The sequence below is a fragment of the Paraburkholderia gardini genome (assembly GCF_907164575.1).
Classification (GTDB): domain Bacteria; phylum Pseudomonadota; class Gammaproteobacteria; order Burkholderiales; family Burkholderiaceae; genus Paraburkholderia; species Paraburkholderia gardini.
The window spans coordinates 1-10,556 of sequence record NZ_CAJQYY010000056.1; the positions used below are offsets into that span (position 1 = coordinate 1).

A 10,556-nucleotide genomic window follows, 5' to 3' on the forward strand; every position below is an offset into this window, starting at 1 on the left:
GTGTACCCCGACTCTCATAACCTCAACTTCCCGAACCGCCCGGTGCGGACCCGCATGCCGGGTGGTGTGGCAGGGGTACGGCCTCGTGGCCGTCCCCTATGCCGATTCTGCATTGACCTGCTGGTCTATGCGGCCTCAACAGCCGGCATGAACGATTCGAAAATCTTCGATGCGTTGCGCGCCTGGCGCTTGAGTGCGTAATCGAAGACGGCGGCCTGTTCCTGCAGCATTTCAGTCATGATGCTCGACTGGTCGGCCGGCTTGAGCGAGAGATACGCATCGGCTTCCCCGTACGCATACTCGATCTTCATGCCGGACTTCCTGGCAATGTGCATCATGGTCGAATTGCGCGACAGGCAGTGCATGTACAGCATGGTGACGTGCGTATTGCGGCTGCGGATCGCCGCGCGTTCGAACAGCTTCGTGCCGATGCCTTCGCCGCGCGCGCTCTCGAGCACGGACACGCCGAATTCGGCCGTCCGCCTGTCGCCTTCGGCAGGCAGATAGGCAAGGTGGCCGACGCCAGTGAGTTGCAGCCGGGTATCGAACACGCCGAACACCGTGTCGCGCTTGAAGTCGATCGTACGGACGTAATTTTCGATGACGTGATCCGGCACGATCTGGCCGAAGCGCAGCAGACGGTCGTCTGCGTCGAGCGCGAGGAAGTGAGCGAGCAGCTTTTCGCGATCCAGCACAGTGAGTTCCCGAACCAGAGCCGGTGCGCGTGCAGCTGTCGACAATGGGCGACCGGATGCAACGATCAGCTCGTTGGCGCGCGTAGTGGTCTGGGTCATGGGGGTTCTCCTTTTCGTGTGGCGGCATGGTGCGCCGCAAAACGAATTCTACTGGAAATGCCAATTGATCACTAGGGAAAACCCGTACATGGATTCGAGGGGTCGCTCTATGGTGCGAAATATTCTCGGCTAACTAACTGTTTTTTATATGTATATTCGTGCCGTTGAATTCGTTTTATGAAGCGACCCTTTTAGCAAATCAAAAAATTTAATGATGCGACGCGCAATTTACTCGCTTGCCCGCAGGCCACGGTCGACCACGGCGACCACCTGTTCCGCGAATTCCGGATAACCCATCCGGCCGTCTGGCCTGAGCCACGTGAATGTCCAGTTGATCATGCCGAACACCATCATCGTCAGCGCGGTCTGGTTTTCACGCGTCGCGCGCTCCGGGTAGGCGCGCGACAACTGCCGTGCGAACGCCGCGACGACGTCGCGCTGACGGTTCAGGATGATCTCGCGCTGGGTGTCGACCAGATATTTGACGTCGTTCAACAGCGCGACGTGCCGGCTGTGCGACGTCTCGTATTCGGCGAGAAATGCACGGATCAGTTCTGCGAATGTCTCGCGTTCGCTCAGGCCGCGCCGCTGGCTCGCGCCTTCGACTTCCGCGATGATCAGCATCAGCCGTTTGGTGTAGCGGTCGAGCAGGTCGAACAGGATGGCTTCCTTGCTCGCGTAGTAGTGGTAGAGACGCGCCTTCGACGTGCCGCTTGCCGCCGCAAGGTCGGCCATCGAAGTGCTTGGGTAACTCGTTTGCGCGAACTTTCCAGCGGCCAGTTCGAGAATCTGGTCGCGTTGCGTGTCGTGGTCTGGGGCTCGTGTGCGGGCCATGGTCTTGTGTTTGTTATCAGCTTGAGACGGTGGACAGGGTAGCAGGACGCGGTGTTCGTGTGAGACAAAGTTCGAGGCCCGACCAGGCGATGGCATCGCCGCGCAGCTGGATGCGGTCGGCGGCGGCCAGCTCCTGGAAGCGCCACAGCGCAATCCGGTCGCTGACCAGAAAGCCCATGTCGGCTGTCATCAGTTGGGCTGCGATACGCGCAGCCGGTCGCCAGTCTTCGCCGGCGTGCTCGATGATCACTGTGTCGAGTTCGCCGAAGGTGCCGCTCGCGAACACGTTATCGCGCCAGCGTCGCGTTTCACCGTTCGCGTGCTTCACGTCCTGCCATTCGAGCGCGAGCCGGCTGATGCGCAGCACGGAGATCGGCGCCGCACAGGCAAGCTGCGCTTCGAGCACGTCGGGCGCGAACATGCCGACAGCGGTCGCCTGGTCCTTGCGGCTGTGCGCCCACGCGCCAGGATCGGTGAGGTCGCGAATCGACAGACGCACTTCGTTAAGCCGCTGCGGCGCATCGCGCAAGTGATAGCAGACGCGGCGCAGCATCAGCTGATCGGCGGCGCTTTGCGCGTGCCACACCACGATATGTGAGCACTCGCTGACGACTGCGGCGAGCGCCGTAGCCTGTTCGTCGAATTCACGGGAAAAGTCGCGTTCAGTGTCGCCATAGACGCGTTGCCAGAAGTCCACGCGCGTGTCCGGCGCATCGTCGATGCCGCGTAGCGGACCGACCGCGAGGTCGTCCTTTAGTGCAAGGACGCGCTCGTTCCGGCCGGCCCGGCGCAAGGCATCGCGCAGGGCGTCGGCGGCGGCGTCGCCGTTCGTGAGGTGGATCGTGCTCATGGGCAGGAGGCGGGCAGCTTGAGGTGTCGGCGTATGAACGGCAAAAAGGGCCGCTCGCGATCCGGACGGTGTCCCGATTGCGAGCGGCCCCTAGTGTAAGCGGATCGCGGGAGTGCTGAAAGTTTCCGGCGCCGATGTTCGCCTGCGGCGACCGGTCATGATGGCCGCCGCGCCGTTCAGCGCTCGTCGTAGCTCACGACCACGCGATCGCTGACGGGATGGCACTGGCACGTCAGCACAAAACCGTCGTCGATTTCATGTTGTTCCAGCGTGTAGTTCTTCTCCATCTTCACTTCGCCTTCGAGCACTTTCGCGCGGCACGTGCAGCAGACGCCGCCCTTGCACGCGTACGGCAGCGCGAGCCCTGCGCGCAGACCGACGTCGAGCACGCTCACCCCCTCGTACGGCAGGCGCAGCTTGCGCCGTTTGCCATCCAGCACGATTTCCAGATCGGCTGCGGGCGTGTTCTCCGTGATTTCGACTGGCGGCACGCCGGCTTGCGGCAGCGGTGAACCAAAGCGCTCGACGTGCACGTTGCCCGCCGGCACGCCGGCCGCTTTCAGCGCGGCTTCGGCGGCGTCCATCATCGGGCCGGGGCCGCAGATGAACGCTTCGTCGATCGAGTCGGCCGGCAGCAGCGTCTCCAGAAATTCGGTGCACTTTTGCTGGTCGAGCACGCCGTTGAACAACTCGACGTCCTGCAGATCATCGGACAGCACGTGATACAGGATGAACCGGTTCATGAAGCGGTTCTTCAGGTCCTCGAGTTCTTCGGCGAACATGATCTGGTCGACGCTGCGGTTGCCATATACCAGCGTGAACGTGCTGCGCGGCTCGATTTCGAGCGTCGTCTTGATGATTGCGAGCACCGGCGTAATACCCGAGCCGCCCGAAAACGCCACGTATTGCTGTCCCTGATCCGCGTTCAGATGCGTGAAGAAGCGGCCGTCGGGCGTCATCACGTCGATCGAATGGCCGGGCTGCAGCGTGTCGAACGCGAAGTTCGAGAAGCGGCCGCCGCGCACGCGCTTGATGCCGATGCGCAGTTCGCCATCGCGATCGTAGTCGGTCACGCCAACGCAGATTGAATACGAGCGACGCGTTTCCTCGCCGTCGATATGGGTCTTCAGCGTGACGAACTGGCCCTGCGTGAAGCGGAACTGCTCGCGAAGCTCGACGGGGACCTCGAAGGCGACCGAGACCGCGTCGGCGGTTTCAGGCCGCACTTCACGGATGCGCAGCGAATGAAATTGCGGAGTAGCCATATCAGTACGGTTTGAAATAGTCGAAGGGTTCGCGGCAATCGATGCAGCGATACAAGGCCTTGCAGGCAGTCGAACCGAATTGCGCGAGGCGCTCGGTATGCGCGGAGCCGCAGCGCGGGCAGGCCGGCGGCGCCATCGGACGGGGCATGAAGCGGACGATTTTTTCGCCCGGCGCCGCCGCATCGCTCGCGCAATTGCCGGTCGGCGGCGCGATGCCGTAAGCGCGCAGTTTCTCGCGCGCGTCGGCGGTGATCCAGTCGGTGGTCCACGCCGGCGCCAGCACGGTCGCGATCCGGTGCGGCGTGAAACCGGCTGCGTCGAGTGCGAGACCGACGTCTTCGGCGATCTGCGACATCGCCGGGCAACCCGAGTAGGTCGGCGTGATGACGACTTCGAGCACGCCGTCGGCGGCGCGGCGCACGTCGCGCAAAATGCCCAGCTCGCGGATCGACACGACCGGAATCTCCGGGTCGGGGACGGCTTCGAGTACGGCCCATGCGTCATCGAGCGTGGTGTCGGGGCGGGCGGCGAGTGTCGCGGTCATCGTCTTGCTCCGGCTGGTTTTGTCGATAGTTGGTTGCGTGAAATCACCAGGTCGCGCCGGGATGCTGGCGCGCGATGCTTTGCATTTCGGCCAGCACGTAGCCCATATGCTCGGAATGCTCACCGTGCTTGCCGCTCGTGATGTGCTTCACCGGCTCGGGCAGCGTGAGCGTGGCTTCGTCGAGCGCTTCGCGGACGTCCTCGAACCACGCGGCTTCGAGACCGGCCGTTTTCGGGCCGATGCCCGCGGCGGAGATCGCGGTTTCGACGTCGTCCGCGCTGAAGAACTCGCGCGTGTACGGCAGCAGATAGTCGAGTGCAGCCTGCGCACGACGATGCGATTCGTCGGTGCCGTCGCCCAGGCGGATCAGCCACTCGCGCGAGTGATGCATGTGATAGCGCGTTTCCTTGATCGACTTCGCGGCGATCGCGGCAAGCTGCGCGTCCGTCGACGCGGTGAGCGCCGTCCACAGATGCGCCATCAGCGACGCGAACAGGAAATTGCGCACGATCGTGACTGCGTAGTCCTTGTCCGCGTGTGCCGTGCCGGCGAGCGGGCCGTAATGCGGCAGCTCGGCGAGCGTGTAGTTCGCGAATTCGCGCTCGGCGCGAAAGTACGCGTAGTCGTCTTCGGTGCGCGTGTTGCCAGTGAGCGTCTTTTCCAGTTCGGCGGCGTGCTGGTACAGGAGACGTGCCTGGCCGATCAGATCGAGGCTCATGTTCGAGAGCGCGATATCTTCTTCGAGAATCGGACCGTGGCCAGTCCACTCGGCGTTGCGCTGACCCAGGATCAGCGCGGTATCCGCGAGACGCAGCACGTACTGGAGGTGTTGGGGCGTAGTGGGCATGACGGCGCTTACATGTGGTTGACTTCGTCGGGGAGCGTGAAGAACGTCGGATGGCGATAGATCTTGTCGCCCGCCGGATCGAACAGCTCCGCCTTGTCTTCCGGGGCGGACGCCGTAATCGCCGACGACGGCACCACCCAGATGCTCACGCCTTCCTGGCGGCGCGTGTACACGTCGCGCGCCATGCGCAGCGCCATCGTTGCGTCCGATGCGTGCAGGCTGCCGCAATGCTTGTGGTCGAGTCCCTGCTTGCTACGCACGAACACTTCCCAGATGGGCCATTCTTTATGTGCTGACTTGTCCATTGTCGCTCTCCTGAATCCTTGTCCTTTCGATGCCGCTGTCGTCGCGGCGAGTGCAGCCGCGGCGCTCAGGCTGCGTGCTGCTGTGCACGCTGACGCTGCTTTTCAGCGTGAGCGAGGGCGGCTTCGCGCACCCAGGCGCCGTCGTTATGCGCTTTCACGCGCGTGGCGAGGCGCTCCTTGTTGCACGGGCCGTCGCCGTTCACGACGCGCCAGAACTCTTCCCAGTCGATCGTGCCGTAGTCGTAGTGTCCGCGCTCTTCGTTCCACTTCAGGTCCGCGTCCGGCAGCGTGACGCCGAGCAGTTTCGCCTGATCGACCGTGGCGTCGACGAATTTCTGGCGCAGATCGTCGTTCGAAATGCGCTTGATGCCCCATTTGAACGACTGGCCGCTGTGGATGGAGTCCTTGTCGCTCGGACCGAACATCATCAGCACCGGCCACCACCAGCGGTTCACCGCCTGCTGGACGAGTTCGCGCTGCGCTTCGGTGCCCTTCATCATCGCGAGCAGCGCGTCGAAACCCTGCCGCTGGTGGAACGACTCTTCCTTGCAGATGCGAATCATCGCGCGGGCATACGGGCCGTACGTGCAGCGGCACAGTGGAATCTGGTTCATGATCGCGGCGCCGTCCACCAGCCAGCCGATCACGCCGACATCCGCCCACGTTGGCGTCGGATAGTTGAAAATGCTCGAATATTTCGCCTTGCCGCTATGCAGTGCGTCGACGAGCTGATCGCGCGACACACCCATCGTTTCGGCTGCGCTATATAGATAGAGGCCGTGGCCGGCTTCGTCCTGCACCTTGGCGAGCAGGATCGCCTTGCGCTTCAGACTCGGCGCGCGCGTGATCCAGTTGCCTTCGGGCAGCATGCCGACGATCTCCGAGTGCGCGTGCTGCGAGATCTGCCGCACGAGCGTCTTGCGGTACGCGTCGGGCATCCAGTCCTGCGCCTCGATCTTGCCGTCGGCTTCCATGACGGCGTCGAAGCGGGCTTGCTCGGGCAAACTGGCGGCGGCGTCGATCGGCGCGACGTTGCCAGGAATATCGAGGGATTGCGTGTACATGGTCTTAACGCTCTCGTCCGGAGTTGGGCATGACCGGCAGTATAAACCAACCGACCGGTCGGTTAATGATTTTTTTGAGATTGGTTGTGGGGGAATTCGAGGTGCCGTCAGGCACCTGGATCGCCGCATCTATTAATCCTGGAACAAAAAAGAACAGATGGCAGAGCGAATCTACCTGCAGCACCGGGCGACGCACGAAACGATCGCGGTCGGCACCGGGTTCAACTGGCCGGCGTGCCTGCTCGGGCCGTTCTGGGCGGTCACGCGGCGGCTGTGGCTGATCGTACTGTTGATGCTTGTCGTCGACGTGTTGCTCAGCGTGATCGGGCTTGCCGGCGTGATGGCCGATCTTGCGAGCCTTGTTCTGTCGATTGTATTTGCCGCGTACTGCGGCGCGAACGGCAACAAATGGTATCGGCAGGCGCTTGAGCGCAAGGGGTTCGTCGCCCTGTAGCGAGACAGCGGGAAGCGTTGAGGGCGGCTACGGTCGCGACGCCCGGAAGCCCGTTCGCGTCCGGTTCTCGTCGTGCCCAGCGGCATAACCTGTAAAATTGCGGATCAGCCGCGCTTTCGCGGCTTCCTGCATTTCCGGTTCCCATGCTACGTCTCAGCGAAATCAAACTCCCGCTCGATCACGCCGAAAGCGAGCTCGATGCCGCCGTCCTCGCGCGGCTCGCCGATCTTGGCGTCAAGAAAGACGGGCTTGTCCGTTACACGGTGTTTCGCCGTGCCCACGACGCCCGCAAACGCGCCGACATCAAGCTGACGTACATCGTCGATGTCGAGGTGAAGGACGAAGCGGCGGCCGTGAAGCGCCTCGCCGGCCAGCCGCATTGCAGCATCACGCCGGATATGACGTATCACTTTGTCGCGAAAGCGCCTGCCGGTGGTCCTGCGCTTCGTCCGGTCGTCATCGGAATGGGGCCGTGCGGTCTTTTCGCCGGGCTGATCCTCGCGCAGATGGGCTTTCGGCCGATTATCCTCGAGCGCGGCAAGGCCGTTCGCGAGCGCACGAAGGATACCTTCGGCCTGTGGCGCAAGAGCGTGCTGAATCCGGAATCCAACGTCCAGTTCGGTGAAGGTGGCGCCGGTACGTTTTCCGACGGCAAGCTGTACAGCCAGATCAAGGATCCGAAGCATTACGGCCGGAAGGTGCTCGACGAATTCGTCAAGGCGGGTGCGCCGGAAGACATTCTTTATTTGAGTCGGCCGCATATCGGCACGTTCCGCCTCGTCAGCATGGTGGAAAAGATGCGCGCGTCGATTCATGAGCTCGGCGGCGAGGTGCGGTTCGAGACGCGCGTCGATGACATCGAGATCGATCGGGGCAAGGTGCGCGCGCTGGTGCTGTCGAATGGCGAGACGCTGCGCTGCGACCACGTCGTGCTGGCTGTGGGGCACAGCGCCCGCGATACCTTCCAGATGCTGCACGACCGCGGCGTTTATATCGAGGCGAAGCCGTTTTCGCTCGGTTTCCGTATCGAACATCCGCAAGGCATCATCGACCGGAGCCGGTTCGGCAAATTCGCGGGGCACAAGGAACTGGGCGCGGCCGACTACAAGGTCGTCCATCACGCAGCCAATGGGCGTGCGGTTTACAGCTTCTGCATGTGCCCTGGCGGCACGGTGGTCGCGGCGACCTCCGAACCGGGACGCGTCGTCACGAACGGGATGAGCCAGTACTCGCGCGCGGAACGCAATGCGAACGCGGGGATTGTCGTCGGCATTACGCCGGAAGACTATCCGGGCGGTCCGCTCGCCGGCATCGCCTTTCAGCGCAAGTGGGAAGAACGGGCATTCGAACTCGGCGGCAGCAACTATTGCGCACCGGGGCAGCTCGTCGGCGATTTCATCGCGGGGCGGCCATCGACGTCGCTTGGCTCTGTCGTGCCGTCGTACAAGCCGGGTGTGCATCCGACCGATCTTGGTACGGCGTTGCCGGACTACGTCATCGAGGCCATTCGTGAGGCGTTGCCGCAGCTCGACAAAAAGATCGCCGGTTTTGCCATGCACGATGCTGTGCTGACGGGCGTCGAGACGCGTACGTCGTCGCCGATTCGTGTGCGACGCAAAGAGGACTATCAGAGCGTCAATATCGAAGGCCTGTATCCGGCGGGCGAAGGCGCGGGTTATGCGGGTGGCATCTATTCGGCGGCCATCGACGGCATCGAAGTGGCTGAGGCGCTGGCGCTGAACATGATGTCGACGCAGGAAGCGTGAGCGGTAGACTGGCTGGGGCGGCGCGGGAACTGGTTCGGTCAGGCCAGGCCAGGCCAGGCCAGGCTAGGACGCCGATGCGCGGTGGGTCGCTGCGCGGTGGAGCCTGGCCAGCCAGCCGTAGCGAGGAATAGCGTGGGGCACCCGGATTAATGCGCCAAGTTTCTTCTTGCGACCGGCAAAACCGCAAACCGCAAACCGCAAACCGCGAGCGGCGATCCGCGAGCGGCGGAATCCTGAGCCGTCAGCACGTCGCGATCGTGCACAATGGACGCCTTGTTCCATCTCAACAATCAACCGAATGCGCCTTCGTACGCTCGCCGCAGCCTGCGGTGCTGTTCTTCTCTCCCATTTCCCCGTCTCCACTGACGCACTCGCCAGCGAAACAGCCGGGAGCTGGACCACCGCATGGGCGACCGCTCTCCAACCCATTCCCCAGAGGGCGGATCTCCCTGCGCTGTATCGCGCGCCCGATACAGGCGGGCGCACGGTGCGTCAGATCATTTACCCGACGTTGACGGGAAATGCTGTCCGGTTGCATATCAGCAATGAGTACGGCACCGCGCCACTCGTGATCGAGGATCTCCGCATCGCGCGCTCCGCTGGCGGGGCAGCCGCACAAAGTACCGGAGAGATGCGGGTAACGTTCGGCGGTAAAACCACTGTATCGATACCGCCCGGCGGTGCGGCGGAAAGCGATCCGGCCACGATCGGCATCGCAGGCGGCACACCGTACGTCGTGAGCTCATTTATGGGGCCCGAGCAGCGGCTCGTAGCGTGGCATCGGGTGTCGAACCAGGTCAGTTACGTGTCGGTCCCCGGCAATCATGCCGGAGATGCAACCGGCAACGCCTTTCGTCAGCGGTTCACCCAGTTCGTGTGGCTGACGGGCCTGTCCGTCGATGCGCCCGCGTCAGGTGCGATCGCCGCGATCGGCGATTCCATCACCGACGGCATGCGCTCGAGTCTCAACGAGAACCGCCGCTGGCCAGACGCGCTGGCGCGCCGTTTCGCCCGCGCAGGCGATCATTCGACGGCGGTCGTCAACCTGGGGATAAGCGGCAACCGCCTTTTGAGCGATTCACCGTGTTACGGCGACGCGCTCGTCAAACGTTTTGGCCGCGACGTTATCGAGCGGCCAGGCGTGAAAACCGTGATCCTGCTGATCGGCATCAACGACATCAATTTCGCGGCGATGCCTCCGCGCACCGGGCTCGATTGCGATTTTCCGCATACACCGGTAACTGCGGCGGACTTGACTGGCGGTTACCAGCGGGTTATTGCGGCGGCGCATCGGCGCGGCATCCGGATATTTGGTGCCACGCTGACACCGGCGTCGTTGCCGCCACAGCGGGAAGCGATTCGCCTCGCAGTGAACCAGTGGATCCGGACGAGCCACGCTTTCGACGGCGTGGTCGATTTCGACGCCGCGTTACGGGATCCGGCACAACCCGATCGTCTGCGGAAGGACTATGACAGCGGCGACCACATTCACCCGAGCAACGCCGGCTACACGGTCATGGCCGACGCGGTCCCGCTCGAAGCAGTCGCGACTCCGGTCCGGAAATAGGCCTTCAAAAAGATTTGCGTCATCCCCTTGTCATACGGGCGATGTTCACCTACTATTCGCCTCCTCGTTTGCGAACGAGCGCCGCTGCAGAAACCAGTGGCCGTAGCGGCAACAAGGTTTTAAGCGAAAGCAAAAAATAGTGTTGACGAGACGAAAAAGAGTCTTCATAATCTCGTTTCTCTGCTGCGGATGCAGCGACGCAAAACGAAGCGGTGCCGGGTGGGTGTGGGTGGCACGGTTTGGGTGGATGCGTAATTGATCTTTAA

Annotated in this window: 12 protein-coding genes; 3 read left to right on the top strand and 9 right to left on the bottom strand. The window is 62.9% G+C overall.

Going from position 1 to position 10,556, the window contains the following annotated elements:
* Nucleotides 1-125 precede the first annotated feature (125 nt).
* From LPA34_RS26560 to paaA, 8 genes are all read right to left on the bottom strand, one after another.
* Nucleotides 126-794: a GNAT family N-acetyltransferase gene (locus tag LPA34_RS26560; RefSeq protein ID WP_228984075.1), complete on the bottom strand. Its 669-nt coding sequence runs from the start codon at nt 792-794 to the stop codon at nt 126-128.
* A 228-nt stretch (nt 795-1,022) separates the two neighbouring features.
* Nucleotides 1,023-1,628 (bottom strand): TetR/AcrR family transcriptional regulator, encoded by a 606-nt coding sequence (locus LPA34_RS26565; protein ID WP_228984077.1) that lies wholly within the window; start codon nt 1,626-1,628, stop codon nt 1,023-1,025.
* A 16-nt stretch (nt 1,629-1,644) separates the two neighbouring features.
* Nucleotides 1,645-2,478: a DUF1835 domain-containing protein gene (locus LPA34_RS26570; RefSeq protein WP_228984079.1), complete on the bottom strand. Its 834-nt coding sequence runs from the start codon at nt 2,476-2,478 to the stop codon at nt 1,645-1,647.
* A gap of 176 nt (nt 2,479-2,654) precedes the next feature.
* Nucleotides 2,655-3,743, bottom strand: coding sequence for a 1,2-phenylacetyl-CoA epoxidase subunit PaaE (gene paaE / locus LPA34_RS26575; protein WP_228984081.1), 1,089 nt, complete (start codon nt 3,741-3,743; stop codon nt 2,655-2,657).
* A gap of 1 nt (nt 3,744) precedes the next feature.
* Nucleotides 3,745-4,350, bottom strand: coding sequence for a 1,2-phenylacetyl-CoA epoxidase subunit PaaD (paaD, locus tag LPA34_RS26580; RefSeq protein WP_411179038.1), 606 nt, complete (start codon nt 4,348-4,350; stop codon nt 3,745-3,747).
* Nucleotides 4,331-5,134 (bottom strand): 1,2-phenylacetyl-CoA epoxidase subunit PaaC, encoded by an 804-nt coding sequence (gene paaC, locus LPA34_RS26585; protein WP_228984085.1) that lies wholly within the window; start codon nt 5,132-5,134, stop codon nt 4,331-4,333. Before paaC ends, paaD begins: the two co-directional genes overlap by 20 nt.
* Nucleotides 5,135-5,142: 8 nt before the next feature.
* A complete protein-coding gene (gene paaB, locus LPA34_RS26590) occupies nt 5,143-5,439 on the bottom strand; it encodes a 1,2-phenylacetyl-CoA epoxidase subunit PaaB (RefSeq protein WP_228984088.1) in 297 nt (98 codons plus the stop codon).
* Between the two features lie 65 nt (nt 5,440-5,504).
* Nucleotides 5,505-6,503, bottom strand: coding sequence for a 1,2-phenylacetyl-CoA epoxidase subunit PaaA (gene paaA, locus LPA34_RS26595; RefSeq protein WP_228984090.1), 999 nt, complete (start codon nt 6,501-6,503; stop codon nt 5,505-5,507).
* Between the two features lie 157 nt (nt 6,504-6,660).
* Here paaA and LPA34_RS26600 point away from each other — a divergent pair, with 157 nt between their 5' ends.
* The 3 genes from LPA34_RS26600 (at nt 6,661) to LPA34_RS26610 (ending at nt 10,290) form a co-directional block, all read left to right on the top strand.
* Nucleotides 6,661-6,957, top strand: coding sequence for a DUF2628 domain-containing protein (locus LPA34_RS26600; RefSeq protein WP_228984092.1), 297 nt, complete (start codon nt 6,661-6,663; stop codon nt 6,955-6,957).
* 143 nt (nt 6,958-7,100) lie between these two features.
* Nucleotides 7,101-8,723 (top strand): NAD(P)/FAD-dependent oxidoreductase, encoded by a 1,623-nt coding sequence (locus LPA34_RS26605; RefSeq protein WP_228984098.1) that lies wholly within the window; start codon nt 7,101-7,103, stop codon nt 8,721-8,723.
* 298 nt (nt 8,724-9,021) lie between these two features.
* Nucleotides 9,022-10,290, top strand: a complete 1,269-nt coding sequence (locus tag LPA34_RS26610) for an SGNH/GDSL hydrolase family protein (protein ID WP_228984108.1) — start codon at nt 9,022-9,024, stop codon at nt 10,288-10,290.
* A 45-nt stretch (nt 10,291-10,335) separates the two neighbouring features.
* Here the strand turns inward: LPA34_RS26610 and LPA34_RS26615 are convergent.
* Nucleotides 10,336-10,556, bottom strand: a 221-nt coding sequence (locus LPA34_RS26615) for a hypothetical protein (protein WP_228984105.1), incomplete at its 5' end; no start/stop codon positions are given.

Excerpts from the sequence above, each read along its gene's own strand:
- paaC (WP_228984085.1), bottom strand. The coding sequence starts at position 5,134 with ATGCCCACTACGCCCCAACACCTCCAGTACGTGCTGCGTCTCGCGGAT.
- paaB (WP_228984088.1), bottom strand. The coding sequence starts at position 5,439 with ATGGACAAGTCAGCACATAAAGAATGGCCCATCTGGGAAGTGTTCGTG.
- paaA (WP_228984090.1), bottom strand. The coding sequence starts at position 6,503 with ATGTACACGCAATCCCTCGATATTCCTGGCAACGTCGCGCCGATCGAC.
- LPA34_RS26560 (WP_228984075.1), bottom strand. The coding sequence starts at position 794 with ATGACCCAGACCACTACGCGCGCCAACGAGCTGATCGTTGCATCCGGT.
- LPA34_RS26565 (WP_228984077.1), bottom strand. The coding sequence starts at position 1,628 with ATGGCCCGCACACGAGCCCCAGACCACGACACGCAACGCGACCAGATT.
- LPA34_RS26570 (WP_228984079.1), bottom strand. The coding sequence starts at position 2,478 with ATGAGCACGATCCACCTCACGAACGGCGACGCCGCCGCCGACGCCCTG.
- LPA34_RS26600 (WP_228984092.1), top strand. The coding sequence starts at position 6,661 with ATGGCAGAGCGAATCTACCTGCAGCACCGGGCGACGCACGAAACGATC.
- LPA34_RS26605 (WP_228984098.1), top strand. The coding sequence starts at position 7,101 with ATGCTACGTCTCAGCGAAATCAAACTCCCGCTCGATCACGCCGAAAGC.
- paaE (WP_228984081.1), bottom strand. The coding sequence starts at position 3,743 with ATGGCTACTCCGCAATTTCATTCGCTGCGCATCCGTGAAGTGCGGCCT.
- LPA34_RS26610 (WP_228984108.1), top strand. The coding sequence starts at position 9,022 with ATGCGCCTTCGTACGCTCGCCGCAGCCTGCGGTGCTGTTCTTCTCTCC.